Origin of the sequence: Polynucleobacter sp. AP-Melu-500A-A1 (assembly GCF_018882125.1) — a bacterium.
GTDB lineage: Bacteria > Pseudomonadota > Gammaproteobacteria > Burkholderiales > Burkholderiaceae > Polynucleobacter.
Genome location: NZ_JACVOZ010000003.1, coordinates 156,211 through 182,577, shown reverse-complemented (window position 1 = coordinate 182,577; position 26,367 = coordinate 156,211). Strand labels below are relative to the sequence as shown.

At 43.7% G+C, this 26,367-nt stretch carries 31 protein-coding genes; 17 read left to right on the top strand and 14 right to left on the bottom strand.

What is annotated here, in order from left to right; translation table 11 throughout:
* Nucleotide 1: 1 nt before the first annotated feature.
* Nucleotides 2-1,198, bottom strand: coding sequence for a Coenzyme F420 hydrogenase/dehydrogenase, beta subunit C-terminal domain (locus ICN38_RS07440; RefSeq protein ID WP_216256445.1), 1,197 nt, complete (start codon nt 1,196-1,198; stop codon nt 2-4).
* Between the two features lie 122 nt (nt 1,199-1,320).
* On the opposite strand from ICN38_RS07440, the gene ICN38_RS07435 reads away from it, so the two are divergent.
* Nucleotides 1,321-1,794 (top strand): glutathione peroxidase, encoded by a 474-nt coding sequence (locus ICN38_RS07435; protein ID WP_216256444.1) that lies wholly within the window; start codon nt 1,321-1,323, stop codon nt 1,792-1,794.
* A gap of 176 nt (nt 1,795-1,970) precedes the next feature.
* Here the strand turns inward: ICN38_RS07435 and ICN38_RS07430 are convergent, their stop codons facing one another.
* The 5 genes from ICN38_RS07430 to pufB all read right to left on the bottom strand — a co-directional run bounded on the left by ICN38_RS07430 (nt 1,971) and on the right by pufB (nt 4,254).
* On the bottom strand, nt 1,971-2,153 hold the full coding sequence (locus tag ICN38_RS07430; protein ID WP_216256443.1) for a hypothetical protein: 183 nt from the start codon (nt 2,151-2,153) through the stop codon (nt 1,971-1,973).
* A 2-nt stretch (nt 2,154-2,155) separates the two neighbouring features.
* Nucleotides 2,156-2,392, bottom strand: coding sequence for a hypothetical protein (locus ICN38_RS07425; protein WP_216256442.1), 237 nt, complete (start codon nt 2,390-2,392; stop codon nt 2,156-2,158).
* Nucleotides 2,393-3,805 carry a PucC family protein gene (locus tag ICN38_RS07420; RefSeq protein ID WP_216256441.1) on the bottom strand — a complete coding sequence of 471 codons (1,413 nt, stop codon included), beginning with the start codon at nt 3,803-3,805 and terminating at the stop codon, nt 2,393-2,395.
* A gap of 86 nt (nt 3,806-3,891) precedes the next feature.
* On the bottom strand, nt 3,892-4,095 hold the full coding sequence (locus ICN38_RS07415) for a light-harvesting protein (RefSeq protein WP_216256440.1): 204 nt from the start codon (nt 4,093-4,095) through the stop codon (nt 3,892-3,894).
* Between the two features lie 15 nt (nt 4,096-4,110).
* Complete coding sequence (gene pufB, locus ICN38_RS07410) at nt 4,111-4,254, bottom strand: light-harvesting antenna LH1, beta subunit (protein WP_112294365.1); 144 nt, start codon at nt 4,252-4,254, stop codon at nt 4,111-4,113.
* A gap of 246 nt (nt 4,255-4,500) precedes the next feature.
* On the opposite strand from pufB, the gene ICN38_RS07405 reads away from it, so the two are divergent.
* The 4 genes from ICN38_RS07405 (at nt 4,501) to dxs (ending at nt 8,332) form a co-directional block, all read left to right on the top strand.
* On the top strand, nt 4,501-4,713 hold the full coding sequence (locus tag ICN38_RS07405; protein ID WP_216256439.1) for a hypothetical protein: 213 nt from the start codon (nt 4,501-4,503) through the stop codon (nt 4,711-4,713).
* A gap of 36 nt (nt 4,714-4,749) precedes the next feature.
* Nucleotides 4,750-4,989 (top strand): hypothetical protein, encoded by a 240-nt coding sequence (locus ICN38_RS07400; protein WP_216256438.1) that lies wholly within the window; start codon nt 4,750-4,752, stop codon nt 4,987-4,989.
* A 140-nt stretch (nt 4,990-5,129) separates the two neighbouring features.
* On the top strand, nt 5,130-6,431 hold the full coding sequence (gene hemA / locus ICN38_RS07395; protein ID WP_216256437.1) for a glutamyl-tRNA reductase: 1,302 nt from the start codon (nt 5,130-5,132) through the stop codon (nt 6,429-6,431).
* A gap of 14 nt (nt 6,432-6,445) precedes the next feature.
* Nucleotides 6,446-8,332 carry a 1-deoxy-D-xylulose-5-phosphate synthase gene (dxs, locus tag ICN38_RS07390; protein ID WP_216256436.1) on the top strand — a complete coding sequence of 629 codons (1,887 nt, stop codon included), beginning with the start codon at nt 6,446-6,448 and terminating at the stop codon, nt 8,330-8,332.
* A 244-nt stretch (nt 8,333-8,576) separates the two neighbouring features.
* Here the strand turns inward: dxs and ICN38_RS07385 are convergent, their stop codons facing one another.
* A complete protein-coding gene (locus tag ICN38_RS07385; protein WP_216256435.1) occupies nt 8,577-8,885 on the bottom strand; it encodes a high-potential iron-sulfur protein in 309 nt (102 codons plus the stop codon).
* A 164-nt stretch (nt 8,886-9,049) separates the two neighbouring features.
* Here ICN38_RS07385 and ICN38_RS07380 point away from each other — a divergent pair, with 164 nt between their 5' ends.
* The 3 genes from ICN38_RS07380 (at nt 9,050) to ICN38_RS07370 (ending at nt 11,675) form a co-directional block, all read left to right on the top strand.
* Entirely contained in the window at nt 9,050-9,523 is a 474-nt protein-coding gene (locus ICN38_RS07380; protein WP_216256434.1) for a TspO/MBR family protein, read from the top strand.
* Between the two features lie 151 nt (nt 9,524-9,674).
* Nucleotides 9,675-11,012, top strand: coding sequence for an NAD(P)/FAD-dependent oxidoreductase (locus ICN38_RS07375; protein ID WP_216256433.1), 1,338 nt, complete (start codon nt 9,675-9,677; stop codon nt 11,010-11,012).
* Nucleotides 11,013-11,075: 63 nt separating this feature from the next.
* The gene (locus tag ICN38_RS07370; protein ID WP_216256432.1) at nt 11,076-11,675 is read left to right on the top strand and encodes an alternative oxidase; all 600 of its coding nucleotides are present in this window, start codon (nt 11,076-11,078) and stop codon (nt 11,673-11,675) included.
* A gap of 40 nt (nt 11,676-11,715) precedes the next feature.
* Here the strand turns inward: ICN38_RS07370 and ICN38_RS07365 are convergent, their stop codons facing one another.
* A complete protein-coding gene (locus tag ICN38_RS07365) occupies nt 11,716-11,901 on the bottom strand; it encodes a hypothetical protein (protein ID WP_216256431.1) in 186 nt (61 codons plus the stop codon).
* 304 nt (nt 11,902-12,205) lie between these two features.
* Here ICN38_RS07365 and ICN38_RS07360 point away from each other — a divergent pair, with 304 nt between their 5' ends.
* The 8 genes from ICN38_RS07360 to ICN38_RS07325 are packed head-to-tail and all read left to right on the top strand — an operon-like array spanning nt 12,206 to nt 17,690.
* The gene (locus ICN38_RS07360) at nt 12,206-13,006 is read left to right on the top strand and encodes a ferritin-like domain-containing protein (protein ID WP_216256430.1); all 801 of its coding nucleotides are present in this window, start codon (nt 12,206-12,208) and stop codon (nt 13,004-13,006) included.
* A 35-nt stretch (nt 13,007-13,041) separates the two neighbouring features.
* A complete protein-coding gene (locus tag ICN38_RS07355) occupies nt 13,042-13,743 on the top strand; it encodes a hypothetical protein (RefSeq protein ID WP_216256429.1) in 702 nt (233 codons plus the stop codon).
* 2 nt (nt 13,744-13,745) lie between these two features.
* A complete protein-coding gene (locus ICN38_RS07350) occupies nt 13,746-14,447 on the top strand; it encodes a hypothetical protein (protein WP_216256428.1) in 702 nt (233 codons plus the stop codon).
* A 41-nt stretch (nt 14,448-14,488) separates the two neighbouring features.
* Nucleotides 14,489-15,142, top strand: a complete 654-nt coding sequence (gene queE, locus ICN38_RS07345; RefSeq protein WP_216256845.1) for a 7-carboxy-7-deazaguanine synthase — start codon at nt 14,489-14,491, stop codon at nt 15,140-15,142.
* A 34-nt stretch (nt 15,143-15,176) separates the two neighbouring features.
* A complete protein-coding gene (gene queD / locus ICN38_RS07340) occupies nt 15,177-15,638 on the top strand; it encodes a 6-carboxytetrahydropterin synthase QueD (RefSeq protein WP_216256427.1) in 462 nt (153 codons plus the stop codon).
* Nucleotides 15,639-15,644: 6 nt separating this feature from the next.
* Nucleotides 15,645-16,100 carry a tRNA adenosine(34) deaminase TadA gene (tadA, locus tag ICN38_RS07335; protein WP_216256426.1) on the top strand — a complete coding sequence of 152 codons (456 nt, stop codon included), beginning with the start codon at nt 15,645-15,647 and terminating at the stop codon, nt 16,098-16,100.
* Nucleotides 16,097-17,041, top strand: coding sequence for an LD-carboxypeptidase (locus ICN38_RS07330; protein ID WP_216256425.1), 945 nt, complete (start codon nt 16,097-16,099; stop codon nt 17,039-17,041). Before tadA ends, ICN38_RS07330 begins: the two co-directional genes overlap by 4 nt.
* A gap of 10 nt (nt 17,042-17,051) precedes the next feature.
* Nucleotides 17,052-17,690 carry a heme-binding protein gene (locus ICN38_RS07325; RefSeq protein ID WP_255562761.1) on the top strand — a complete coding sequence of 213 codons (639 nt, stop codon included), beginning with the start codon at nt 17,052-17,054 and terminating at the stop codon, nt 17,688-17,690.
* 6 nt (nt 17,691-17,696) lie between these two features.
* On the opposite strand, the gene ICN38_RS07320 is transcribed toward ICN38_RS07325, so the two are convergent.
* The 5 genes from ICN38_RS07320 to ICN38_RS07300 are packed head-to-tail and all read right to left on the bottom strand — an operon-like array spanning nt 17,697 to nt 23,233.
* On the bottom strand, nt 17,697-18,578 hold the full coding sequence (locus ICN38_RS07320; RefSeq protein ID WP_216256424.1) for a 23S rRNA (adenine(2030)-N(6))-methyltransferase RlmJ: 882 nt from the start codon (nt 18,576-18,578) through the stop codon (nt 17,697-17,699).
* A gap of 4 nt (nt 18,579-18,582) precedes the next feature.
* On the bottom strand, nt 18,583-19,362 hold the full coding sequence (locus ICN38_RS07315) for a phosphatase PAP2 family protein (RefSeq protein WP_216256423.1): 780 nt from the start codon (nt 19,360-19,362) through the stop codon (nt 18,583-18,585).
* 5 nt (nt 19,363-19,367) lie between these two features.
* Complete coding sequence (locus tag ICN38_RS07310) at nt 19,368-20,627, bottom strand: glycosyltransferase family 9 protein (RefSeq protein WP_216256422.1); 1,260 nt, start codon at nt 20,625-20,627, stop codon at nt 19,368-19,370.
* A 17-nt stretch (nt 20,628-20,644) separates the two neighbouring features.
* Entirely contained in the window at nt 20,645-21,688 is a 1,044-nt protein-coding gene (locus tag ICN38_RS07305) for a lysylphosphatidylglycerol synthase transmembrane domain-containing protein (protein ID WP_216256421.1), read from the bottom strand.
* A 48-nt stretch (nt 21,689-21,736) separates the two neighbouring features.
* On the bottom strand, nt 21,737-23,233 hold the full coding sequence (locus ICN38_RS07300) for a glycosyltransferase family 39 protein (protein WP_216256420.1): 1,497 nt from the start codon (nt 23,231-23,233) through the stop codon (nt 21,737-21,739).
* A 47-nt stretch (nt 23,234-23,280) separates the two neighbouring features.
* On the opposite strand from ICN38_RS07300, the gene ICN38_RS07295 reads away from it, so the two are divergent.
* Nucleotides 23,281-24,078, top strand: a complete 798-nt coding sequence (locus tag ICN38_RS07295; protein WP_216256419.1) for a DUF3047 domain-containing protein — start codon at nt 23,281-23,283, stop codon at nt 24,076-24,078.
* 5 nt (nt 24,079-24,083) lie between these two features.
* Here the strand turns inward: ICN38_RS07295 and ICN38_RS07290 are convergent, their stop codons facing one another.
* Nucleotides 24,084-26,339 (bottom strand): cation-translocating P-type ATPase, encoded by a 2,256-nt coding sequence (locus tag ICN38_RS07290; RefSeq protein ID WP_255562760.1) that lies wholly within the window; start codon nt 26,337-26,339, stop codon nt 24,084-24,086.
* Between the last annotated feature and the right edge of the window lie 28 nt (nt 26,340-26,367).

Sequence of the window (26,367 nt, the reverse complement as noted above, 5' to 3'; positions counted from 1 at the left end):
TTTAGGGTTTATGAATTTCTGGTTCGCTAGGCTTGATGCCATAAGGCTCTACTAGTGGCCAGATATGCTTCGGAATCATGGAAGCCATTTTTGCAGGCTGCTCTCTTCTGAGATGAAGCACTGTTTCAATGGCTTTCATCTCTACGCGTGTACGAGCAAATTCAAGTCCGCGTGGCCCAACTTTAGGCATTAACCAGCCCACAATGGGTCTTAACCAGTCCGGCATTTTTCTTAAAGGGAGTCCACCAGCAGCACGCTCGACATTTTTCATGAAGCCCACAACAGCCGAGTGACGTTTGCCCGCGGTACCGGGCACAGAGGTGCGAACTTCATCACCCAAAAGATCTAGCAACTCTTCACCACGGTGATTGCGCACAATGAGCCATTGCTCTCCTTGGCCGCCCATATAGCCAACAGTAATATCGGATAGCACATTGGTGTAATCAACACAGGTTCGGCAGGTTAGGGGAAAGAAGTCATTTGGTAAAGTCGATAGCGGCAACTGTAGAAACGGAATTTCTTTCTTTTTTCCATTTTTAAAGCGGACCTCAACATGGTAGTCAGCTCTAAATTCTAGATAGTTAATCTCTTCTGGCTCTGAGCTAATCAGTGACAGAAAGTGGTGAAAATTCTCAGTAGTGGTGTTGTCAGAGCAGGGCGTACCAATCACGTAGAGCTTTTCTAGTCCAAGCTCTTTTTCTAGCGCCCTTAAGGCATATACCTGGCAAGGAATGCCAATGACAGCCATCTTTTTATAACCTTTGGCAATCGCAGGTTCTAAAAGGGACAGAAGCGGCGCATACCCCATTCTCATGCCGCGACACTTGGCCATATCGGATGCTTTGTCAATAATGATCGGCAATGGTTTCCAACGATCCTCGGGATCTTCAGTCATTGTCAGAATGGCATCCACAGCACCTGTCTCTAGAAGACGCTCACCTATCCTAGTAGTAATTCCAGTCCATTGAGCTCCTGCGCTAGGATGTTTAAGTCCAGCTCTCAGCATTTTGGTAAAGGGGCCAAAATGGAGTTCATCAGGACGACTAAAGTCTCTTGCTCTACCATGAACCTGAGTCTCTAATTCTGGGTAATTTGGCTTGATAAACTGGCAAGCTTCGCCACAACGTTTTGGATTACTGGTACGAGAAATGCCGCAGTCAGTACAGAGGCTCCGATAGGGTGCACTAGAAGGGTTCATGCAGTCCTTGGGTCATCATCATTTAGGGTAATAGGGCAACAAAGCAGAGCCAACATAATGCATTTATTATGACCTGAATACGAAATATTTGCAGATTGATTTTATGAATATGGAGAGTAATCATGTTGCCGAGCATCCCCCTAAAAAGAATTGATGGATCCCTAGAAAATCTCCAGGATTACGCTGGTAAGGCCCTCTTAATAGTGAATGTTGCAAGTAAATGTGGCTTCACTTCTCAATACCGTGATTTACAAAAACTCTATGAAGAAAACAAGGCTAAGGGACTAGAAATTCTTGGGTTCCCTTGTAATCAATTCGGGGCTCAAGAGCCTGGCTCAGCTGAGGAGATTCAAAACTTCTGCAGCACTAACTATGGTGTTACTTTTCCGATGTTTGAGAAAGTGGATGTCAATGGAGCGGCAACACATCCCTTATATACATTCTTGAAGGATCAAGCGCCTGGCATCCTAGGTACTACTGGAATTAAGTGGAACTTTACTAAATTTCTAGTGAGTAAGGATGGCCAATCGATCACGCGACTGGCGTCTGCAGATGGGGAAGGCAAGATGGCAGAAGCAATTAAAACACTGCTCTAGATTAGATGTGACCTAAAGAGATAATTACTTCTTTTTCTTTCGATCGGAATCAAGCCATTCGTTGACATCGGGGAAGGCGTCTTGCACGTCTCCCATAAATTCTCGAACCATATAATATAAGCCTGCAATTAGCAGACAAAATACAAAGATCGATACAAGGAGTAATGTCGTGTTACTCATTTTTTACGATTCAATAGTGCAGACAATTTGAAATAGATCCCAAAACAAAATATTGAGGGAACCCAAAGTGCAGTAAAGATAGACTGCTCACGATCCTGGATCACAAACCATAAATAGGCAGAGGTAAAGAAAGAAATTACCACCGCCAGGAGAATGAAGTAATCTGATTTTTTAAACATATTCACTCCTTCGCTTCATTATTAAAATAATCACCAATCCCATAGCCAACTGCGCTCAGAAGACAGCCAATGATAGCGCAGCTCCCCAATACACGGATACCTGAAGAAATACCAAAAGAAAATAGATCTGCAGAAATGAAGTCCCACAGACTCAAGGAAATCAAAACGAAACTAATTGAGCTAATGAAGAAGCCAAGAGCAATTAAGGTCTTTTCGGCTAATTGTGACCAGGTAGTCAATTAGGCAACCGATTCTACTGGCTTAGCTGGCCATATAAAATTCGTCATTGCTGCGATTGTGATGAGTAGCAAGATGATTTCCAAAAGATATACGCCACAATAACCCGTTGCTGGGTTATTGAGGTCTACACCAAAATAATTTCTTGAGGCCATGCCAGCCAAAAGATCTCTAAAAATTCCCCCAACACCAACTGCAATGCCTGCAGCAGTAGCTTGTACGGCTCCCCATGCGCCCAATGCCAGGCCGCTTTGATTTTCCGGAGCATATCTCATGGTGGCAGTTAGGGTTCCATGGCTAAATAGCCCGTTACCAAATCCTATTAACACCACTCCCACAATAAAAATCAAGGTGCTGTTGAAGGGTGCAGCAATGATTACCAATATGAATGCCGGAATACCTATTTTAGCGCCATTACTAGCCATCTTAAAGGGGTCGTAACCAGCGCTCAATACTTTGGAAGCAATGCTAAAGCCAAATAAACAGCCAAGAGCTAAGGTAGCCGTCAGTATAGTAGTCGCGCTAACGCTCATATTTAATAATTCACCACCATAGGGCTCTAGCAAAACATCATTCATGCTAAAGGCCATGGTGCCAAATCCCACTGCAATTAAGCGACGAATTGCTTGACCACCTTCTTTGAAGGTCTCCCAAGATTCTTTAAAGTTTTGCTCTCTGGCTACGAGCGCTCTTGCGCGCGCTTCTTCGCGGCTTTCCTGTTTCCAAAGTGCAATCGCATTTAGCACAATGGTGACTACCGCACTACCTTGAATGACTTGTATTAAACGTCCAGGACTGTACTCTTCTAATAGCTGACCAAAAATGAGTGCGCTACCAATCATCCCTATTAATAGCATTACAAACATTAAGCCAACAATATTAGGTTGAGCTTTAGGTGGGGCAAGATCGCAAGCCAAGGCAAGACCTACTGTTTGAGTAGTATGAATGCCGGCACCAACAAATAAAAATGACAGTCCAGCAGCTGCAAGTCCAATCCATGCAGGAGCATCACTGGCATTTCCTGCGCCCGCCAAGACGAGTAAAGCAAAAGGCATGATCGCTAGTCCACCAAATTGCACCATCGTTCCCATCCAAATGTAAGGAACACGACGCCAGCCTAAAGCGGATTTATGAGTATCAGAGCGAAATCCAATCAAGGCCCTAATCGGGGCAAAAATGATTGGCAAGGAAACCATAATTGAAACAAGTGATGCTGGAACATGCAGCTCAACAATCATGACGCGATTCAGGGTGCCTACTAGTAATACTAGGGCCATGCCAACAGATACTTGAAATAGAGAAAGTCGAAGTAATCGACCTAGGGGTAATTCAGAAGAAGCAGCATCTGCAAAAGGCAAAAAGCGGGGACCTAAATTAGCCCAGGTGCTTATTAATTTTTGACTAAAACGATTCATGAAAGCTTAGTTTAATTGACAGATGCGCAAAACAAAAAAATAAGACCCAGATCTAAAGATCTAGGCCTTATGAGACAAAATAAAACTTATTTTTGTGCTGCAGGTGCTGTGGGTGCTCCAGCTACTGCGCCAGCTTTAGTAGATTTACCGCCTTCTAAAAAAGCCTTCACCCAAGTTGTATTGTTAAGCAATGCTAAATGAACTGAAAAAGAACCAACAGCTACTGCTCCCAAAAACAATGGAATACCAACAGTTGGCTTTACTACCGTCCACATTTTTCCGTAGATCATCTCAAGCTCCTTAAATTACTTCAACCAAGGTGAATAGATATAAGCAAGTAAATGGGCAAGTGCTGCAATCATCCCAAAAAATTGCGTACCTTGAATGAGGTTGCGATGTAGCTCTTCCGCCTCCTCAACACTCAGACCTGTAAGAGTGTTATTTGTCATAGCTTTTTTCCTCTCAAATCTAACTGCATCGTGCTAACCCACACGAGGGTATTAAATTAACCTTCACTACTACAAGGTGAATTTAGTCCTAATGTGTAAAAAAATCTATACACTTTTGTTAGTAATTTCCCTTATAAGTCAGCGTGTTGCGCTGCGATAAAAGGCGTCATGAAATATGGTTTTTTGACCTGTTCTAAGCCGTATATAGGGGCTAAAATACCCCCATAGGTTTTATGAGGGTGTTATGTGAGTCAATCTAGCGATCGTTTTAGTGCCATCAAAATCATTTTTGAGATCGTTTGTGCTGCCGGAGGCTTCGCTCTTTCTCTATTGTTTGCCAAACAGCTTGATTTGGGCGATGTTCCAGGTGTTTTTATGGGCCTAATGGGGGCAATCTTTGCGTTTATTCTTGCCCAAGGCTTTACCACCTTCATTTTCCGTATACTGAGAAAAGATTAATCTGGGGTCCAACCCCTTCTTGAATAAGGATAGTGAATGAATAAGCAGCCTGAATCAAGCCAAATTGATACTAAATTCAAAAGAACCATGCTTTGGCTTAAATTTGCCATTGTTGTATTCCCAATTGCCTTATTGGGCCAGATCTGGATTCTGTATCAAGAGTATTCCTTTACCAATTTGCTTTTTGTAGTGATCACTGCCTTTGCTTTGTACTCCACTATTAATTCATACAAAAAATTTAAGGCCTACGAGGCTGCTGCTAAAAATCAGCAATAAAAGCAGATATGTGGGTTTTCCCTAGGTAGGGAAGGATAAATAGGTGTCAATCTTGATTGACATATCGTCAATCAAGAGGAAGAATCATTTTCATGATTTTTCTAGACCCATACAAAGCTATTGTTGAATAGCCTTCTAGCATGCAAATACTGAATCTCGGTGTGAATCATCACACAGCCCCCATTGATATTCGAGAAAGTGTTGCGATTTCCCCTGATGATTTACAGGATTCATTATTAGATCTTCGTAATTATTTGAAGGGCAGCCACTCGCAATTAACCCCAGAGGTAGCAATTCTATCTACGTGCAACCGCATGGAGATTTATTGCGCCGCGAATGACGTTTCATATCCTAGCCATCATTTAGAAGAGCGGGCTTTTGATTGGCTGACTGCACAAAAGCGCATTCATAGTGATGCACTGAAACCTTATATATATTCTGCAAAAGAGACCGATGCTGTCAAGCATGTATTTAGAGTAAGTTGTGGAATGGACTCGATGGTTATAGGGGAGACACAAATACTTGGTCAAATGAAAAAGGCGGTTGAGTTTGCCGATCAAGCGGGCACGTTAGGTGCTTACCTCAAACCTTTATTCAACAAAACTTTTTCAGTTGCTAAAGCAGTCAGGGCAACAACTGATATTGGTACACATTCAGTTTCCATGGCTGGCGCCTCTGTGCGTTTAGCAGAAAAAATATTTGGCGATCTAAAAAACTCTAAAATTTTGTTTATTGGTGCTGGCGAAATGATTCAATTGTGTGCCTCACACTTTGCTAGTAGAAGGCCAAAAGAGATTGCGATTAGCAATCGTACGGTTGATCGTGGCGATGCGATGGCAAAAGTATTTGCTGAAAAAGGTTTGCAAACTGACTCCTTCCCCTTGCAGTCTTTACCTGCGCGTTTACATGATTTTGATGTGATTGTTTCGTGTACTGCAAGTTCATTGCCAATCATTGGGATGGGCATGATTAAAACTGCCTTGAAGGCCAGAAACAGCAGACCCATTGTTTTGATCGATTTAGCTGTACCACGTGATATGGAGCCAGAGATTAGATCTCTTAAGGATGCCTACCTTTATTCAGTCGATGATTTAGGTAGCGTAGTGAATGAGGGGCGCAATATCCGCGAGCTTTCTATGGTGGATGCACAGACCATTATCGATAAAGGCGTGAGTGAATTTTTTCATACGCTACAGAAAAGAACCCTAGTACCGATTATTCAATCTCTACAGACTACTGCAGAGCGTCTCAAAGAAATTGAATTAGAAAAAGCAGTAAGGCGTATTAAAAAGGGCGAAGATCCAGTAGAGGTTTTAGCAATTATGGCTCAAGCTCTAGCCAATAAATTTATGCATGCACCAATCAATGCATTACAAAATTCCCCTAATAATGAGATTGAAGACTTTAAGAGAATTCTTTCTAGTATTTACTCCCCAAAATAATTACATTGTTGAATATGCTCCAAGCAACTAAAGTACTTCATACGATTAATTCCTCGCAGGACTTAAAACAGCTTGGGCAATCTGAGCTTCCACAATTGGCAGATGAGTTGCGAGAATTTATTCTTCAGTCTGTTGCTAGTACGGGTGGGCATCTATCCTCCAATCTAGGAACGGTTGAACTAGCCATTGCTCTGCACTACGTTTTCAATACACCTGACGACAGAATAGTATGGGATGTAGGTCATCAAAGTTATGCCCACAAGATCCTCACAGGCCGAAGAGAGGGGATGCCTAAGTTACGTCAGTTCGGTGGCTTATCTGGATTTCCTAAGCGCTCAGAGAGTGAATATGACGCTTTTGGTACTGCACACTCTTCCACTAGTATTTCAGCGGCTCTTGGGATGGCAGTTGCCAGCAAAGTCAAGGGTGAAAAAAGGAATGTTGTAGCTGTGATTGGGGATGGCTCAATGAGCGCGGGCATGGCCTACGAAGGTTTAAATAATGCCGGGCTTGATAAAGCGATTCCATTAATCGTGATTTTGAACGACAACGAAATGTCGATTTCTCCAGCTGTTGGAGCTCTCAATCGATACTTAGCAAAACTCATTAGCGGCTCTATTTATGCGGCCACTAAAAAAGGCTTAGATAAGGTACTTTCCTATACGCCCCCTTTAAGAGAGTTTGCAAAAAGATTTGAGGGTCACGCTAAAGGGATGATTGGTCCAGCAACCATTTTCGAAGAGCTTGGTTTTGATTACTACGGCCCAATTGATGGCCATAATCTCCTGGATCTGATTATTACCCTTGAAAATCTAAAGAAAATTGCCCAGACGGATGGCCCACAATTTCTTCATATCGTGACCAAAAAAGGCAAAGGATATGAGAGGGCAGAGCTAAACCCTATTGCATATCATGGGCCCGGAAAATTTAATCCCGCCGAAGGTCTTAAACCTTCTTCGCCAGGTAAAAAAACCTATACCGAAGTCTTTGGTGAGTGGCTTTGTGATATGGCCAAGCAAGATGAACTTCTAATTGGTATTACGCCTGCAATGCGGGAGGGTTCTGGACTAGTAAAGTTTGAGGAACAATTCCCCAATCGTTACTTTGATGTAGGAATAGCAGAACAGCATGCCGTTACTTTTGCTGCTGGCATTGCTTGTGAGGGCTTAAAGCCAGTGGTAGCGATTTACTCCACTTTCTTGCAAAGAGGCTACGATCAACTAATCCACGATGTCACATTGCAGAATTTGCCGATTGTCTTTGCAGTAGACCGTGCAGGCATGGTTGGTGCCGATGGCGCAACCCATGCAGGTGTATTTGATATTGCTTTTCTAAGATGTTTGCCGAATATGGTGGTGATGACGCCATCGAATCAAGAAGATTGTAGAAATATGCTGACTACTGCTTTTAGTTTGAATGGTCCAACTGTAGTGCGATATCCCCGTGGAGCTGGATCTGGGCCAGAGGCATCTCAGAAGCTTGAAACTATTCCTGTTGGAAAAGGATTAATTGTTCGTAAATCAAAAAATGTTGGCACAGTTAAAAAAAGAATTGCTTTTGTTTGCTTTGGCCCATTACTTTATAGTGCGCTAGAAGCTGCAGAGGAACTTGATGCAACTGTCGCTGATATGCGCTTTGTGAAACCTTTGGATGAAACATTACTATTAGATCTTGCAAAAAATCATGATGTATTAGTCTTTATTGAGGATAGTGCAATCCAGGGTGGGGCAGGCAGTGCCTGTTTAGAAGCCTTATCGATGCATAAGATTCAGATTCCCACTCTACAAATTGGCTTGCCTGACGAGTATGTTGAGCATGGCGACATTAATCTACTCTTGGATCTTTATGGACTATCACCACAAAAAATCCTTACTAAGGTACGAGAGCATTTCCAGATATAGCGATGAATTTCATGTTTCAGAGAGAAAGTAAAAATACCAAACGTTTATCAAAAGAAGAAAAGTGGAAATATATTGGCAAACCAGTTGTCATCATATTTGGCACCCTAAATCTTTTCATACTGATATTTTTTCTCATCAACTATTACACTTAATTCGTAAGATCAAAAATTGCTTGCGTTATCTGTGCGCTCAAAATAATAAAGGCCACGAAGGTGGCCTTTATTGCAAGGAGATATTCTGAAAACTAAGATTTTTTAGTATATCCAGAGCACCAGCCATTAATAGGAACATGTTTTTCAGCGAATAAGACACAGGGCCCATTAGTAGATCCAGCCTTACCTTGATAAAGCGCACAAGAACCACAATGTTGCCCCGCAGTGTACTGAGGAAACTTTGCCTTATCTGCCTTAGCAGCATCCGTTACAAAACCTAGGGCAAGTGCCTGAGGATCCGATGGAGAAACTAGGGCTTGTGCTTGAACTGTATTGTGAAGGGCTAAAGAAGCAGCGCCAGCTGCAGAAAGAATGAGAAATTGCCGACGACTATTTTTCAAAATAAACTCCGAGTGTTATAGTTTAGTTAAGCTATCGACTCTATTATTAGAGCATTTAGTGGAGTCATTATAAGCAGGTATTGTTAAGAGAATAAGACATTGCATGCTGCCTCTGAACCCTTTTACCAACCAAGCTCTTTTTCGCTGAAGGTTAATTTAAATCTATGTTGAATAAAAAAATGATAGTGCCACTAGCTTGGGGTTTATCAGTGGCAATTCTGGGTGGGTTTGCAACGGATTTAGGGCCATGGTATCAAGCCTTAAAAGAACCTTTTTGGAAACCACCTGACTGGGCATTTGGTCCAATCTGGTCTACGATTTTTATTCTTTCTGGCATCGCTTGGGTGTGTGTCAAACACTTAACAGCAGATGTTTCCATTCTCAGCCGTTTGAATACATTATTTTGGCTAAATGGCGCGCTCAATTTGCTATGGAGTATTTTGTATTTTCGCTTTCAAAGACCAGATTGGTCCTTATATGAATCCGTCTTTTTATGGCTTTCAGTACTTGCCATATTTTTAACGATTAAAAAAGTTTCTACTAAATACAGCTTATATATGTTGCCGTATTTGATATGGGTCAGTATTGCGATTGCTTTAAATTGGGATACCGTTCGATTAAATGGCCCCTTTGGCTAAATTGACTAGTAATTTTGCTATCTAATAAAACTGACCCAGGTCAATTTAGCTTAAGACTGTATTGGATTAGAGTAGGTCATTATTCGAAGCATTTCTTTATCCATGCTTCAAAATGATTGCCCTTAATGGGCGATGTATATAAAGATGAATTATGACTAAAGAACATCGAATTGTGATCGTTGGAGGCGGCGCTGGCGGTCTAGAGCTAGCTACAAAACTCGGCGATCGTTTTGGGTCTCAAAAGAATGCCTCTAAAAAAGTATCGGTTATTTTGGTGGATAAGAACCGTACCCATCTATGGAAGCCAAAATTGCATGAAGTTGCTGCAGGCTCTATGGATCTTGCTGATCAAGAGCTTGATTACATTGCGCAAGCACACTGGCACCATTTTAGCTTTCGCCTAGGTGAGCTCACAGGAATAGATAGGGTCAACAGTCAAATTTATGTGGCGCCTTTTTATGATGACTCAGGTGAATTAGTTACCCCAGAGCAAACGATTCGTTACGATACTTTAATTCTTTCTATTGGTAGCTTAACAAATGACTTTGGAACTCCTGGTGTTGCACAGTATGCTCAAAGACTCGATTCTGTTGTTGACGCAAAGCGTTTTCACTTACGCTTGATTAATGCCTGTTTAAGGGCTCAGGCTCAAACTCAGCCCTTAGAGCCCCATCAATTACAGGTCGTCATTATTGGGGCTGGTGCAACCGGAGTGGAGCTTGCCGCAGAATTACATCGTACAACGCGCGCCATCATTTCATTTGGCATGGATCGCGTTGATCCTGAGAAAGATTTAAAAGTTATTTTGATTGAGGCTGCACCCAGAATATTGCCGGCCCTTTCCGCTAGAGTCTCTGACGCAGCAGAAAAATTGCTTTCAGATCTTGGCGTTAAGGTAATGACTGGTGCTACCGTTAAACAAATCCAAGCTGATCGAGTTTGCTTATCTAATGGAGTAGAAATTCCAGCAGAGTTGATTGTTTGGGCGGCTGGAGTCAAAGCGCCAGATTTTTTGAAAGACATTGGTGGTTTAGAAACAAATCATGTCAATCAACTATTGGTTCTACCCACTTTGCAAAGTACTCGTGATCCGCATATTTTTGCAATGGGTGATTGTGCGGCATGTCCTTGGCCAGAGGCCAATCAAGGCAAAGGTGGCATCGTTCCACCAAGGGCTCAGGCAGCACATCAACAAGCCTCGCATCTATTTGCTCAAATCAATCAAATCATTGATGGCAAGCCACTTAAGCCATATCAATATCGTGATTTTGGGTCTCTTGTATCCTTAGGTGAATACAGTAGCGTGGGCAGCATGATGGGCGGCCTGATTGGCGGCAGTCTCATGGTTGAAGGTTGGTTCGCTAAGATGATGTACATTAGTCTATACAAGATGCATCAACTAGCTCTTCATGGTTGGGTTAAGGTTTTTCTGGATACCGTTAGCCGTTTAATTCATCGTAGGACGCATTCCATCGTTAAGCTTCACTAGGTCAAGCAAACTCTTTGCTAAGGGTCTAAACTAAGCTATCCCATAGATTTTGAGAGTGGACTGATGAGTCACTACCAACCCGTTAATTTTTCTGACAGAGTGGCATTTTCCTTTACAAAAGGCATGCGTTTTTTTGCAGATACCTTTTTTCAAAAAAGATATGGTCACCGAGCAGTAGTGCTTGAAACTGTCGCAGGTGTTCCTGGCATGGTTTCTGGAATGTGGACGCATCTGACGAGTTTAAGACAGATGAAGCCCGGATACGGCCCTAAGATTCGCACTTTATTGGCAGAGGCTGAGAATGAAAGAATGCACTTGATGACTTTTATTGAGATTGCAAAGCCAAATGCTTTTGAACGTTTTCTGGTGCTGATTGCCCAAGCAATTTTTTGGAATGTATTTTTTGTGATCTACGTATTTTTTCCACGAACAGCCCACCGAATTGTTGGATATTTCGAGGAAGAGGCGGTGTATTCCTATACAGAATATTTGCGAGAAATTGATAGTGGAAAATTGCCCAATATTGCTGCCCCTCAAATTGCGATTGACTATTGGAATCTATCTGCAGATGCCACATTGCGTGATGTGGTGATCGCAGTTCGTGAAGATGAAGCCAAACATCGTGACGTCAATCATGAATTTGCAGGCGAATACGACCGCTAGTATTGCAACCCAATCCTCTTCACCGCTGATGGTGATGGTTTTATCTTAAGATTGCAAATAAGCCAGTAATTGCAATGAGCCCATAAAGGACTAAGTAAATCTTGAGGTCTTTGAAAACAATTTCTCGCGCAATGTTTTTGTATTTCAAGAGATAGAGATGATAAATAATCGGTGATATCAATATCACGCCAAACTCCAAAATCAGCTCTATTTTTTCGCCAGTCATTTATTTAATGTATTTGCTTTTTGAGAATATTAAAAAAGCAACAGATGCGATGCCTAAGGCAAAGAGTAAATAAGAGCCTGTTTTCACAAACACAACAAAGCCTATTAGTACCAGGCCAAATGTAAATAATCCTAATTTATCTCTAGACATTCGATTGCTCCCTAAACTATTTAATTTGTTCCAGACTCTGGATTGCTAGTCTATGAGGACTAGTTCAAATCATAATCCAGACCTTGTCTTTTATACTATGGACAATGTCAAAATCCAAAGCTAGCTGCCTAAAAGAGTTGCATTTAATTAATCAATGATTGAGTTACGCCAAACTGCCCTTGAGATATTAGCGATCACCGACCCCAAGACTAAGGTAGCGAGGGTTCAGGACTTATTTGATCAGTACCATCAGCGTATTGTTGAACTCAATGCTATGGATGTTTTCAGTACTGATGACATTGAGCTTCCTGGCAGGCCAGATAGACCAGAACTAATTCCTCCCTTAAAAGTTCCCAAGAGGTCAATGGCTACTCATGAGGGTAGAGTCTCTTTATTACATTCACTTGCTCATATCGAATTTAATGCTCTTAATCTTGCCTTAGATGCAGTATGGCGTTTTCCAAATATGCCAACGCAATACTATGCAGATTGGCTAAGTGTGGCTAAGGAAGAGGCTCATCATTTTTGCTTAATTGAGACGCATTTACAGTCTCTTGGCTTTACCTATGGAGACTTTCCTGCCCATAATAGCCTTTGGGAAATGGTTGAGAGAACTTCAGAAGAGGCGATTGCTAGGATGGCTTTAGTTCCTAGGACTATGGAAGCTAGAGGTCTAGATGCAGTTCCAGCGATTCGTGAGCGATTTAAGCAAATCAAGGATACTCAAGTGGTTGAGATATTGGACATTATTCTCAGAGATGAAATTGGCCACGTATCAATAGGGAATAAATGGTTTAATTTTTTATGTGATCAAGATAATCTCTCCGCAATTTCAACCTATAAAGCATTAGCTAGAAAGTATCGTGCCCCTATATTAAGAGGCCCTTTTAATTTAGAAGGTCGCAAGCAAGCAGGATTTACCAGCGAAGAGTTAAGTTTGCTGGGAGTAGATTAAGCATTATTCAATAGAATTATTCTGGAAGCTGAGCTATGAAACTATCCCGTCGAACCTTTATCACTTCAGTTGCATTAACTCCCGTAGCTTGTGGTGTTCCACTTGGATATCAACGTGGCACACCTGTGACTCAACCACAACCTACGCCGTCCGTTCGCACCCCACAAGTTGGCCAGGAGTGGACCTATATTCAGCGTAATGTGTTTGATGGAAAAACGCTTGGCTTGACAACTGATCGAGTAGCAAGCATTGGCTCAACGATCGTGATTGATCGTACCGACGTGGGCCTTGGAAATCTGTCCAAAGAAGTTCAAGGACCCTGGGGAACCATCATTACCGACCCACATTGGGGAAGAACAGTCACATTTAGTCCATCAATTGCACTGTGGCCTCAGGAGCTAACACCCAGTTGGAGCAAACAATTCATTACTAAATATGCCTTAGCGGGCTATCCAGGCTCTTTATACAACTGGCAGGAATATATGAGCGCTCATGGGTGGGAGCAAATCACCGTACCAGCGGGGACATTCTTAACCTTGCGTTATCAAAACTTAATTAACTACGAAAGTGATGATGACAACAAGACGAACTGTATTCGTAAGGAAACTCTTTGGTTCGCACCAAGTATTGGGCGATGGGTAGCACGTGAATCTTCTGGTTCTTATATGATTCAGGGCCAAGTAGGGGTTCCTATTCTTGAGGATAGTTACCAGTGGCAGTTAACTTCATATAAATAATCATGTTGCGTAGATTATTTATATTTCTTTTGCCGATCTTACTCGGCGCTTGCATAGCACCTCAGCCTTACCCAAGTTCTATTACTTTACCGGCGCCAGTTGTTACGCCTACGGTGCGCCCACCTCAGGTTGGTCAGCAGTGGATATATCAAGTGCGAAATGTTTTTAATCAAGAGATTGTCGACATTGTTACAGAGACTGTTGTTTCCATTAGCCCCCAAATTCGGATCCAGCGTAGTGGTCTTAAAGCCGGTCCTTTGCCCGAAGAAATTCAAGAGTCATGGGGTTATGTATTGCAAGATCCACAATGGAGTCCACCACAAAAATTTCAGCAAGCTTTACCTTTATGGCCCGAAAAACTCATACCAGGCTGGTCTCATTTTTATCGCACTCGTTACCAGGTGCTAGCTTATCCAGATGGATATTATTACTGGGGTTTGGTAAGCGAAGCGGTCAATTGGGAGAGGATTTCTGTACCTGCAGGTCAATTTATCGTTCTTAAATACCATCATGAAAATCCCTATTTTGAGAGCAATGACGTTTTTAGGGTAGGGAACTATCGCCAAGAAGATGTCTGGTTATCCCCAGAAGTGGGTCGTTGGGTAGTTCGCCGATCCTTTGGTCGTTACATCACTCGTGGCGTTTTTTGGTTCAACGCCTACTGGGAGGATTATCTTGAGTGGGAGCTGGTCTCCTGGAAGTAAATGAAGTGCCTCAGTAAAGCGCTTAAAATATGCGCATTACTATGTATACCGTTAAAGAACTATTCCCCACGCTGCAAGGTGAAGGTACCCACTCTGGGAGAGCGGCGGTCTTCTGCCGTTTTGCTGGCTGCAATTTATGGAGTGGGCGAGAGGAAGATCGCGCTGATGCAGTCTGCAAGTTTTGTGACACTGATTTTGTTGGAAGCGATGGTTTTGGAGGTGGCAAGTTTGAGAACGCTACATTACTAGCAGAAGCCATCGAGTCGGCTTGGAATAGCACCTTAGCGGGACCGCAACAGCGCTATGTTGTTTTTACTGGCGGTGAGCCTCTTTTGCAGTTGGATGACTCGCTCATTTTGGCACTACATCACAAAGGATTTGAGGTAGCCATCGAAACCAATGGCACCATCAAAATTCCTAAAGGGGTTGATTGGGTTTGTGTCAGCCCTAAAGCCAGTTCGGATTTAATCGTATTACAAGCGGATGAGTTGAAATTGGTGATTCCACAGCAAGAACATAGCTCCTTAGAAACACTTTTAGCCCGTTTTGAGAAGATGGATTATCGTCATCGCTATCTGCAGCCAATGGATGGTCCTAATCTCAAAAGTAATACTGCGCTAGCAGTAGGCCTTTGCCAAAAACGTCCGCTTTGGAGGTTGAGTCTTCAATCCCATAAACTGATTGGAATTCGATAATTTGGCTTTAGCCAGAAATACTATATAACTAAGTATGAGCATAAAACAACCCGCTATCTCCATCACCCGTCGTCTTGAATTTGATTCAGGGCATCGCATTCCAAATCATGATGGGCAATGCCGGCACTTGCATGGGCATCGCTATGCTATTGAGGTGACTTTGACGGGTGAGGTAGCTGATCATCCAGGGAAAGCAGACGATGGTATGGTTCTGGACTTTAGTGATATTAAGCGCCTTACGAATCAGTATGTCGTTGAGCCTTGGGATCACGCATTTCTGGTAGCTAAAGAGGATCAGGGTTTGGTTGATTTCTTGGGTACTCTACCCAATCATAAAACGGTCATCATGGAGCATGTACCTACTGTAGAAAATTTAGCCAATGCTGCATTTGCAATATTGCAGCCTATTTTTCAACAAGCTTTTGGTGGTCGTCTAGAGCTTTCAGCAATCCGCCTTTACGAAACCCCCAATTGCTGGGCGGATGTAAGTCACTAATCCATCATGCAAGCAGAGCTTGATCGCCAATTCATGCAGCAGGCTTTAGAGCAAGCTCAATTAGCCGCTCTTGCAGGTGAAGTTCCGGTAGGGGCAGTCCTTGTACGCGAAGGTCAGGTGATTTCCAGAGCATTCAATAAGCCCATTACCAATCATGATCCTAGTGCCCATGCAGAAATGTTGACATTAAGACAGGCTGCTCTTACCGAGCAAAATTACCGTCTACCAGGAACAACCTTATATGTGACCCTTGAGCCCTGCACCATGTGTGCGGGGGCCATGTTGCATGCGAGAGTAGAGCGTGTTGTTTATGGCGCTCCGGATCCTAAAACCGGTGCCGCTGGAAGCGTAGTCGATGTATTCTCTTCTAAGCAGATTAATCATCAGACCAGTATTCATGGTGGCATCATGGCAAAAGAATGTGGCCAATTGCTAAAAACTTTCTTTAAGGAGCGACGTTGAAATCCATTCACCTGATTGCTCCTTCTGGGGCTAGCTTAGATTCAAAAAGTCCTTTGCTTGGTATTGAATGGCTCAAAAGTCACGGCATTAATCTAGAAAACGCATCCTGTGTAGAACGTGTCTTTGAACGTTTTGCCGGAACAGATGAAGAGCGCTTGCTTGAGCTCAATGCACTTGCTAAACAGCCTAAACAAAATTTAGTGATGGCTATGCGCGGGGGTTACGGAATACATCGCTTATTACCCAAGATTGAATGGGATGCAATTGCGAAAGCCATACAAGATGGTTTGCAAATATGTGGTCACAGTGATTTCACAGCATTTGAGTTAGGTCTATTGGCAAAGACTGGGGCTATCACCTTATCTGGCCCGATGCTGAACTATGACTTTGGTCGATTTGATGACAAGGGTAGCGCTATTCCACCGAATGAGTGGATGTGGCAGCACTTCCAAACAGCAATTGATCAACGTAGACTTGATTGCGAAGTCATCACACCCCAGAATTTCTTAGGAAGCAATACTGGTAATTCAATAGATGGAATATTGTGGGGTGGTAATTTAACAGTAGTAGCAAGTTTGATCGGTACGCCCTATTTACCAAGCGCAAAGCAAACTCAGGGCGGAATTCTCTTTCTAGAAGATGTGAACGAACATCCGTATCGCATCGAGAGAACATTGATGCAATTATTGGAGGCGGGTATTTTGGCCAATCAAGGCGCGATCTTATTGGGCAGCTTTTCTGCTTACCGGCTATTCGATAATGATCGTGGATATCGTATTGAGAGTGCTATTGAAGCAATCCGCAAGCGCATTCCCAATGTCATTCCAATCCTGACCGGTCTTCCTTTTGGGCACCAGCCAGATAAATTAACATTGCCAGTCGGTGCTCAAGCCTCTTTGGCATATAGCCCAGAGCATTTTGCTATTAAAGCGCAATGGTAGTATGGTTTACATGAGAAAGATCAACATCACACGTCTATCATTCTTATTTTTTATCGCAGCACAATTATTTGCTGGAGCGGCGATGGCTATTGAAGAACCTAAATATACGGTATTGGAAAAAACGGAACCTTTTGAGCTCAGGATGTATGCGCCAATGATTCTTGCTGAGGTCAAGGTCGATGGCGATCTAGATGAAGCTTCGGGTCAAGGCTTTCGTTTGATAGCGGCATATATATTTGGGCAGAATCAAGTCAGTGAAAAAATCTCCATGACTGCGCCAGTGGCCATTGAAGAGCAGAACGTCAAAAGCGCCAAAATTGCGATGACTACGCCAGTGAATATTGAATCTAATGGGAGTCAATGGACGGTGTCTTTTGTGATGCCTTCTGAATACACCTTAGAAAGTCTTCCAAAGCCGCTAAACCCTAGAGTGCAATTAAGGCAAATCCCAGCAGTAAAGCGCGCAGTAATTCAGTTTTCTGGTTTTTACACTAGCCAAAAAGTAGCCAACAAAACACTTGAACTTGAAGAGTGGCTTAAAACCCGCAATTTGCAAGCAACTGGGACACCCAAGTTCGCCCGCTATAACCCGCCATGGACCTTGCCATTTATGCGACGTAATGAGGTCATGATTGACGTTTCTAATTAGGCTAGTTTAGGCTTCAACACTTTTTAATATAAATTTAGCGCCCGCATCTATTCCAAGTGCTTTGACTAAAGCAGGTAAGGCGTCTGCTAGATGTTTTTGCAGAGTCCAGGGCGGATTAATAATAAACATTCCACTTGCCTGAAGGCGCCTCTCTCCCGGAGCATTTTCTACCCGTAATTCTGCATGTAGCCAGGAGCGCTGATGCGCAGCAGCCATTTTTTTCATTCGATCTGGCAGAGCGGCTGATTCTCTTCTCGATAATGCGGGATACCAAATGGCATAACAGCCAGTGGCAAAGCGCTGTAAGGCTTCCTCAATAGCAGTTTCTAAATAGCGATAATCTTGCTTATCTTCGTATGATGGATCAATCAACACTAGACCTCGTCGACTTGGGGGCGGCAATAGCCCCTTCAATCTGGCAAAGCTATCTTCAGCATAAATATCAATCTGCTTGGCTTGAGGTAGTTGCTTGATATTGTGACGAAGAATATCTATTTCTTTCGGATGCAACTCAAATAACTTAAGACGATCTTGTGGTCGTAGGAGACGGGCCAAAATAAAAGGCGACCCGGGGTATACAGCAAGTACTCCATCGGTATTTTCTGCTTGAATACTGTGAAGATAATGTTGAATGCTGGACTCAACAGGAGTTCCTGCTTTTTGACAAGACTCTACATATTGAGCAAGCCGAAATATGCCGCCGTTTGCTTCTTTGCTGACAGTGGCAAAACCATCTTCTAAATTATAGATTCCGGCACCCGCGTGGGTATCGACAATCGTAAGAGCGCCAGGTTTTTCCTGCAGGTATTCCACCAGATGGATGAGCGTTAAGTGCTTGAGAATGTCAGCATGACTGCCCGCATGGAATGCATGTCGATAGCTAAACATGGCTTTACTTTGTTTTAGTGAATTGAGCTTTGATAAAGAAAACCAAAGTTAGGGTAATGACGGCAATAGAGGCGTATTGCAATGGTAGGTTCAGCTCAAGGTCCATGATTTGAGTCAGATGAACATAGATCGATAGTGCTCCTGCTATAGCAATGAGACGTGGCCAAATTTTTGTGGGAGCTAGTTGAGCATCAGAAATATATATTCCTAAGAATGCCCCAATCATGCCGCACCACATGCCGACTCCAGCCCCCGCTAAGACATCTGTTAGCCAGTGTGCTCCAACTGCGCTACGAGATAAACCAATCAAAGCAGCAAAAACAAATATCAAGAGCATTGGGCGACGCTTACTTGTATCTACAGAGAAGTAGAGCGCACTAGCAATTGCAAATGCCGTCAGAGTATGGCCAGATGGAAAGGCTCTATTGAGTAGCGGTTCGCCAATACGATAAAAACTCCCATCATCAAGCAAGCCTGCTGGTCTTGGCAAATCAAACCAAGACTTTAAGAGGGTACTGGATAAAGCAGCAACGCCTCCAGCAATAATGCCGGCTGTCAATAAACGAGGGGCCAGTAGAAGCAAGGGAAACGCCATAGCAAAAACACCCCAGCCATTACCGAAGAAAGTCAGCCATGCCCAAATAGTATCGGGAAGCTGTTGGGTAAAGTGATTAATAAAAAGAAAGCTACTGCTTTGAAATTCCCCAAAATAAATCGCTGTTGCCAGAGCAATGGGAAATAGCGGAATCAGCCACGCAAGTGTGGGAATGGCTTTTTTGCTCATCCCGCTTAACGACTCTTTGCTTGATCTGCTGCATCTAGTTGCAAGGTCACCTTCTCAAGAACTTGAGGTACGGTAATTGCTTGCATGCACACGTTGTCCTGACAGGGTGTCTTGCGATGATTAGCAGCGCTGACGCATGGAGAGCAGGCGAGGTTAGCAGTAATTGCGATGGAGTTGCCTATAGAGCCATACAGTGCAGGAGTTTCAGGGCCAAATAGCACTACTGTTCTCAAAGGGGTGACAGCAGAGAAGTGTCCTGGCCCCGAGTCATTGGTAACCATTACATCGGAGAGCGTGTAAAGCGGAGGCAATTCAGCAAAGCTCACTTGGCCTGCAAAGTTCAAAGCATTTTTAACATTGGCAACAGCGCGCACCTTTTCAACATAATTCATTTCAGCAGGTGAACCTGTAATCAGAATTAAGTCTTGCGGATAACGTTGATGTATTGCTTGAATGAGTTCAGAGAAGCGTTGTTGTGCCCAACGGCGTTGTGGCAGCAAATCGCTTGCGTTAGGGTTAATCAGAATGAGACGTTCTTTGCCTGGAGTAAAGGCGATACCGGAATCTTTAGCCAGTTTTTCGATACGAGTACGAACTGTATCTAGTGCTATAGGATTAATGACAGCTTGCTCAAGTTGAACTTCTGAATCTGGAATCTGAATTTTACTGAAAGGTACTTCAATCTCTTTTGCAAATGCGGCATGAATGAGCGAAAGGAAGTTCTTAGTAATATGAATATGCGGGTTGTAGTGCACTTTGCGCGTCAACATAAAGCCTCGCCACAATCCTTCGCCATGAAAGATGTGGTAACCCACACGGCGCCTTGCACCGCAGAGGCCAGTGAGGATCGCGGTAAAACGCGAGAACAACTCTAAGTCAATAACGGTGTCGATGCGATGACGACGGGCAAGCACTAGAAAGCTTAAGGTATCCCTTAAAAGTCCGCCAATGCTAGAAGAATCGATCGTAAAAACATTTTCAGGTTTTACGGTATTTAATAAAGTAAGACTTGCACGATTGCTTTTGAAAATCAAAAAGTAGAGCTCCGCACCACGGGCCTGAGCATTTCGCATAGCGGGGTCTACCAGAATTGCACTACCCATTTCAGAGAGCTCAATGAAGAGTAATTTTTTGGGCGTTTGTAGGCCGGGTGTAAAAGCATTTTTAACGGTGTCGATCAAAGCCACTACTGGACTAATAAGAGCGCATAAGGGCACTCCAACCCAGTGATCAATTGCACGCATTGTGTTGACGCTAATAGCCATAGTTTTTGCTTTATGAATTATTTACGTTTTAGTAAAAAGTATGCGCCGGGCAATACAGAAATAACGGTGATCGCGCCAAAGCTAATAGATGCCAAGACGGTAATCGATTGATTGACTCCCCACAGGGCTAGAACTGAAGAGAGGGTAGCCTCGCGAAGTCCCCAGCCAGAAATACTAATTGGAAGCATGAGTAATAAGCTTAATGCTGGCAGTCCAATCATCAAGCTAGGAATAGGGGCCACTCCGCCGTAGGCGCGAAGACAGCAATAGAAAGTAAAGATGAGTAAGCAGTGAACTGTAATCGCATAGGCTGCTTGAGCCACGTTATATGGCCATGAGAAGGCTATATGAATTCCTGGTAATGCATTAGTCATTTGAAAACGCTCGAGAATCTTCTCAAGCAAGCGATAGGTAGGTTTAAACGCTAAGCCAGCAGCAATCAAGAGGCCTACGGTAATCATGGCGCCGGTAATGAGGTAGCCTAAATCTGTTCCCCAGGCTGCCAATGTAGCGCCACCAATAATTAAACCTATTCCGCCTAATAGATTATTGCCAGCTAAGCCAAGGAGGCGATCCACTAAGACCATGGCAAAACTTAAACGAAGTTTTGGAGTGGCATGTTCAAGATCGACAGAGTGGTGTAACTCTTCATCTAAGTCTTTCTTGCCTGTCAGGGCCCCTGATTTATCTAAGTGGGTTGCGGTAATAGCACGATAGCTATCTCCACCCAATGTACTTGGTAATCCTTGATTCACTAATGCTCCCGTGAAATAGAGCAAGATGTAATTTCTTAAGCGTCCTTGAAAGCCAGATCTGCGCATGAGAAACGCCCAACGGAATCCTCCGCAAAGACAGGCAGTGGTTGCACTTGTGAGGGCAGCCAAAAACCACCATGGCTCCATCTGAATCTCAGACTCAAAAATAGCGTGCCAATCAATTCCACTGGTAGCTTTCCATAACAGGCCAATAGATAACAAGATCCGAATTGTGGGCCAAGCGCGTTTGAGGACTGATTTCCACCCAGAAGGGGCTTTAGTGGTTGATTCTGGATGTAAGCTCATAGGCGTAAGGATAATGCCTTGAGCATATAAGCCCTTGAATTTAGTGAATTACTCTGCCGGACCAGCGTATTGCCAGTTGTTACAGAGACTAAAGTCAAATTTGGATAAAGATTGACCAAAATGCCTAATTTCTAGGCTATCCAAGGGTTGACAGGCTTCGAAGCCCATTTTGGGGCCAATCGGGGCGCTAAATGGCATACCCGACCAGTTCACCAAAATGATCTTTGCCTCTTTTGGAAGTTGACCAAACCAAAGGTCAAATTGATCTTGTCGTTGGTCTAAAACAAATACCGGAATAGGTTTTGCATACCAAGCAGCTCGACTGCCCAGAGTCCAGTTTTGTACTGCAATGCCATTGGAGCTCGTTGCAGTTGCCAGCTCGGCTGCTTTTTGACCGGCCGCCTTCCAACCATATAGATCGGCAATAGGATTTGATTTAATAGATGCAGAGGTAATGCCACCAGATAAAACAAATCCAAAACCAATCAAACACAAGCTTATCTGAACGCAGAACAAAATACGAATCAGTCGACGATGGTAAGTAGCCCACATTTTTGCAAGGCCGATTCCGGCAAATGGCGCTAAACAAAACCATGCGGGAGTTGTCCAGTGCGGCAAGCCTCCGCCCCCCGATAAGCTCGCAAAAATAGTAAAGGGAATAAAAAAGAATCCAAGCAAGGCTATTAAAGAAAATTTATTTACATGTACAAAATCTTTGATGAATACTGCACCGCCCAAAATAATGAGAGGGCCAAAGACTGCAATTTGAAGTAATAAGAAAGTGCCAACGCCACGCCAGAGCCAAATTCCGCCGCCCCCATGCGCAAGTTGATATTTAAACGAGATCCAATCATTAATCCAATTCCAATAGAGAACAGGGCTAATGAAAACAAGCGCTAATATGGCTGCCAGCCAAAAACCAGCTTTAGTAATCCATGGTTTTTTAGGTACGCTTAAGAAAACCAGGAGCAATGCAAAGGCAGTAAAGGCTGCCGTATATTTGCTGAGTCCAGCAAGGCCAAGCAAAATGCCTAATAACAACCATTGACCAAGAGTAAAAGCATCATGGCGAAGCCAGAGTAATGCTAACCATAAAATTCCGAGACTGATTGGTGCCAATAAAGTATCTGGCAGCAAGCCGATGGCGAGTATGTGTGGCATCGGCGCAGCAACAATGACTAACACAGCCATCAAGCCACAAGTATTTGCAGAAGGAAGACTGGTAGTCAAATAAGCTGTGTTGCGTCTTTGCAGTAGGTGATGGATTTCAAGCGCTACTTGATAGACCAAAATACAGGCGATGATCCAGAGTAGCTCTGGAATGATGCGAATAATTCCTTCCGAAGAAGTGAGTGCTACTAGGGGCCACTGAATCCAACCAACTAAAGGAGGGTGATCAAAGTAGCTCCATGCAAGATGTTGCGCATATAAGGCGTAATGAGCTTCATCAACAGAAAATTCCACACTAAAGCCAAGGGCAAAGTGCACAATGGCGGCGATAAATATGGAAATTGCAGCCCAGGCTGATGGTGAATATTGGCGCATGCTCAGATTTTAGACGCACTTACTCTAATCTTTGGGACAATCAAGGGATGTTTACGTGTTTACGTCTTCCCTTAGCGTTTGCCACCTTTATTGTGTTGGCAGGTTGCTCGGGCTTTGGTGGCGGCAAACTGCAGGATGAATCTGGACAGACCTTCAATATTGATCAGGTTGCTACGCAAGAAGAGTTACCCAAATTCTCAACACAGACACCCCAAGAGGGAATGCCCTCCGGTTGGAGTTTTTATCGCATTGCCCCTAATAAAAAGAATACGGTTTATCGCTTAGAAAATTATCAAGGTAGAACCGTTCTGAGTGCTAACTCAAAAACGTCTGCCTCTGGCTTGGCAGTTAAGCTGCGCCCTAAGTCAGCACAAAATTTATGGCTGAAGTGGGAGTGGAAGGCAACGGGACCGATTATTACGGCCGACAATACTGATCGAGTTCATGATGATTCCCCCTTAAGAATTTTGGTGGCATTTGATGGCAATAAATCAAAGCTATCCTTCAAAGAAAAAATGACTTTTGAGATGGCTCATCTAATTAGTGGACAAGAATTACCTTATGCCACTTTGATGTATATCTGGTCTGGAAAATCTCCTGTGAATACCATTGTCGATAATCCCCACACTTCACGTATCAAAATGATTGTGGTGGACTCTGGCTGGGAAAAAATAGGCGTATGGCATTTGCATCAGCGTGACCTAGAAGCGGATTTTCGTTCTGCCTATGGAGAGACCCCTGGGGAAGTAATTGGGATTGCCTTACTAACGGATACGGATAACACTAAGTCAGAGACTAAGGCGTATTACGGGGATATCGAGTTGATTCGTAAAAATCAAAAGTAAGATTTTTAACGATGAGAGGGGCGCCAACGTTTTAGTAAGAGTGCATTACTTAGCACGCAAAAACTGGATAAAGCCATCGCGCTTCCAGCGAGCATGGGTGAGAGATAGCCAAGCGCCGCCAATGGAATGCCAGTGGTATTGAACGCAAATGCCCAAAATAAATTTTGACGAATTTTGTTCCAAGTTTTCTTGGAGATATCAATTGCATCTGCAACTAAAGTAGGGTCCCCTCGCATGAGGGTGATGCCTGCAGCTTGCATGGCGACATCAGTACCTGTCGACATTGCCATCCCTACATCAGCAGCAGCAAGTGCGGGGGCATCGTTAACGCCATCACCTACCATCGCGACCCATTGACGTTGGTGAGAGTCTGATATCTGGAGTTTACGAATAATCTGCGCTTTATCACTCGGCATGATTTGCGCAAAAACTTCATCAATTCCTATAGACTTACCTACGCGATCGGCAGCTGCTTGGTTATCACCTGAGAGCATGACTGTACGAATCTGTAAATGGTGAAGTGCCTTAATGGCTTCTTTGGCATTCGCTTTGAGCTCATCACCAAAACCAATCAGCGCTATTGGAGTTGAGGGCTGTGCAGTATTCATGAGAACCGAAACTGTTTGACCAGACTCAAAACAAGAATGGGCCTTTTCTAAGATTGCTGCGATATAAGGATTTGCTTTTAGTGAGGCAACACTTTGGAGGCATAGCGTTTGATTTTCCCAAGGGCCTGCTGTGGGCCTGCCTTCAATCCCGATGCCGGCAAGGGCTTTGCTGGCCATTGGAGGTATGGGTGCAAGACCTTGTACTTTGGCGGCATCTAATAGGGCTTTCGCTAGAGGATGCTCACTCCCGAGTTGTAAGCCTGCAGCAGTAGCCAAAATATCAGCAGAACTGATTGAGCTGACAAAAGGAATGAGGGTAAGTAATCGAGGCTTACCAATCGTCAGTGTGCCCGTCTTATCAAACGCAACGATACTCAGACGATGTGCTTGCTCAAGTACCTGTGGATCTTTAATTAAAATACCAAAGCGCGCTGCCACTCCGGTACCCGCCATGATGGCTGCGGGAGTTGCTAAGCCAAGTGCGCAAGGACAAGCAATGACTAATACAGATACTGCACGCAAAATAGCGATTGAAGCAGAATCGAAATAAAGCCAATTTGCTATACCGGCAATAATGGCGATGATGATCACGCTAGGTACAAAAATAGCGCTGACCTGATCAACCAATTTCTGTATTGGTGCCTTTTGAGTTTGCGCATCCTCAACCAGTGAAATGATTTTAGAGAGCACGCTTTCAACTCCCACTGCTTGTGCCTCTATGACGAGCACACCTTCTCCATTTAATGCTCCACCGATGACCTTAGTACCCACTTGTTTTTTCACTGGATTACTTTCACCAGTGAGAAGCGATTCATCGACATGACTCTTGCCTATCAGAACAAGGCCGTCTACCGGAATGCGCTCTCCAGGCAAAACCAAGATGCGATCTTTTGGAAAGACTTGTTCAAGCGGTAGATCGCGATATTGATCTAAGGGCGCGCCTTCGGCAATAAATATCTGGGGGTCTAGTACTTTGGCATGCTCTGGCCAGAGTTTTTGCAGTGCTCTGATTGCCTCACTCGTTTGTTGTTTTGCTCGAGCTTCAAGCCATTTACCAAGTAGTACCATGCAAATAATGACAGCGGAGCCCTCAAAGTAGAGCTCATGGCTAGCATGAGGGGAATCCAACATTTGATAAATGCTCAGACCATAGGCTGCACTAGTCCCTAAAGCTACCAATAAATCCATATTGCCTACGCCAGACATTAGCGCTTTAAATCCGGCCTTATAGAAGCGCCAACCTAGAAAGAATTGGACAGGAGTTGCTAGTAGGAGTTGCCATTTGGGAGACAGGGCCCAGTGAATCCCAAAGGGCATGAGAAACATGGGCAAGAAAAGGGGTGCAGAGAGGGCAAAGGCTAGTAAGACCCGCCCTAAACCATCAGAACCCCAAAAGGTTTTGGCAGGCGCTAAATCACCATTGCCATGAGGGGTAGTTAGTTTGGCTTCATAGCCGGTTTTTTCTACCTGGGCGATGACATCTTGAATTTGAGTTCCTGATCCCATTTTTAGCCGAATTCTGGCTTGTTCAGTAGCTAAATTGACTGTCGCTGCCTCTACCCCTGGGATCTTATCTAGCGCCTTTTCAACCCGCCCGACGCAGGAAGCACAGGTCATTCCACCGATGTCTAGGGTAAATAGCTCTGAATCCATGTCTTTTGGAGTAACCATATAGAAGATA

Coding starts and splice junctions, on each gene's coding strand:
- ICN38_RS07440 (WP_216256445.1), bottom strand. CDS start 1,198: ATGAACCCTTCTAGTGCACCCTATCGGAGCCTCTGTACTGACTGCGGC.
- ICN38_RS07435 (WP_216256444.1), top strand. CDS start 1,321: ATGTTGCCGAGCATCCCCCTAAAAAGAATTGATGGATCCCTAGAAAAT.
- ICN38_RS07430 (WP_216256443.1), bottom strand. CDS start 2,153: ATGTTTAAAAAATCAGATTACTTCATTCTCCTGGCGGTGGTAATTTCT.
- ICN38_RS07420 (WP_216256441.1), bottom strand. CDS start 3,805: ATGAATCGTTTTAGTCAAAAATTAATAAGCACCTGGGCTAATTTAGGT.
- ICN38_RS07415 (WP_216256440.1), bottom strand. CDS start 4,095: ATGATCTACGGAAAAATGTGGACGGTAGTAAAGCCAACTGTTGGTATT.
- pufB (WP_112294365.1), bottom strand. CDS start 4,254: ATGACAAATAACACTCTTACAGGTCTGAGTGTTGAGGAGGCGGAAGAG.
- ICN38_RS07400 (WP_216256438.1), top strand. CDS start 4,750: ATGAATAAGCAGCCTGAATCAAGCCAAATTGATACTAAATTCAAAAGA.
- hemA (WP_216256437.1), top strand. CDS start 5,130: ATGCAAATACTGAATCTCGGTGTGAATCATCACACAGCCCCCATTGAT.
- dxs (WP_216256436.1), top strand. CDS start 6,446: ATGCTCCAAGCAACTAAAGTACTTCATACGATTAATTCCTCGCAGGAC.
- ICN38_RS07380 (WP_216256434.1), top strand. CDS start 9,050: ATGTTGAATAAAAAAATGATAGTGCCACTAGCTTGGGGTTTATCAGTG.
- ICN38_RS07375 (WP_216256433.1), top strand. CDS start 9,675: ATGACTAAAGAACATCGAATTGTGATCGTTGGAGGCGGCGCTGGCGGT.
- ICN38_RS07370 (WP_216256432.1), top strand. CDS start 11,076: ATGAGTCACTACCAACCCGTTAATTTTTCTGACAGAGTGGCATTTTCC.
- ICN38_RS07365 (WP_216256431.1), bottom strand. CDS start 11,901: ATGACTGGCGAAAAAATAGAGCTGATTTTGGAGTTTGGCGTGATATTG.
- ICN38_RS07360 (WP_216256430.1), top strand. CDS start 12,206: ATGATTGAGTTACGCCAAACTGCCCTTGAGATATTAGCGATCACCGAC.
- ICN38_RS07355 (WP_216256429.1), top strand. CDS start 13,042: ATGAAACTATCCCGTCGAACCTTTATCACTTCAGTTGCATTAACTCCC.
- ICN38_RS07350 (WP_216256428.1), top strand. CDS start 13,746: ATGTTGCGTAGATTATTTATATTTCTTTTGCCGATCTTACTCGGCGCT.
- queE (WP_216256845.1), top strand. CDS start 14,489: ATGTATACCGTTAAAGAACTATTCCCCACGCTGCAAGGTGAAGGTACC.
- queD (WP_216256427.1), top strand. CDS start 15,177: ATGAGCATAAAACAACCCGCTATCTCCATCACCCGTCGTCTTGAATTT.
- tadA (WP_216256426.1), top strand. CDS start 15,645: ATGCAAGCAGAGCTTGATCGCCAATTCATGCAGCAGGCTTTAGAGCAA.
- ICN38_RS07325 (WP_255562761.1), top strand. CDS start 17,052: ATGAGAAAGATCAACATCACACGTCTATCATTCTTATTTTTTATCGCA.
- ICN38_RS07320 (WP_216256424.1), bottom strand. CDS start 18,578: ATGTTTAGCTATCGACATGCATTCCATGCGGGCAGTCATGCTGACATT.
- ICN38_RS07315 (WP_216256423.1), bottom strand. CDS start 19,362: ATGAGCAAAAAAGCCATTCCCACACTTGCGTGGCTGATTCCGCTATTT.
- ICN38_RS07310 (WP_216256422.1), bottom strand. CDS start 20,627: ATGGCTATTAGCGTCAACACAATGCGTGCAATTGATCACTGGGTTGGA.
- ICN38_RS07305 (WP_216256421.1), bottom strand. CDS start 21,688: ATGAGCTTACATCCAGAATCAACCACTAAAGCCCCTTCTGGGTGGAAA.
- ICN38_RS07300 (WP_216256420.1), bottom strand. CDS start 23,233: ATGCGCCAATATTCACCATCAGCCTGGGCTGCAATTTCCATATTTATC.
- ICN38_RS07295 (WP_216256419.1), top strand. CDS start 23,281: ATGTTTACGTGTTTACGTCTTCCCTTAGCGTTTGCCACCTTTATTGTG.
- ICN38_RS07290 (WP_255562760.1), bottom strand. CDS start 26,339: ATGGATTCAGAGCTATTTACCCTAGACATCGGTGGAATGACCTGTGCT.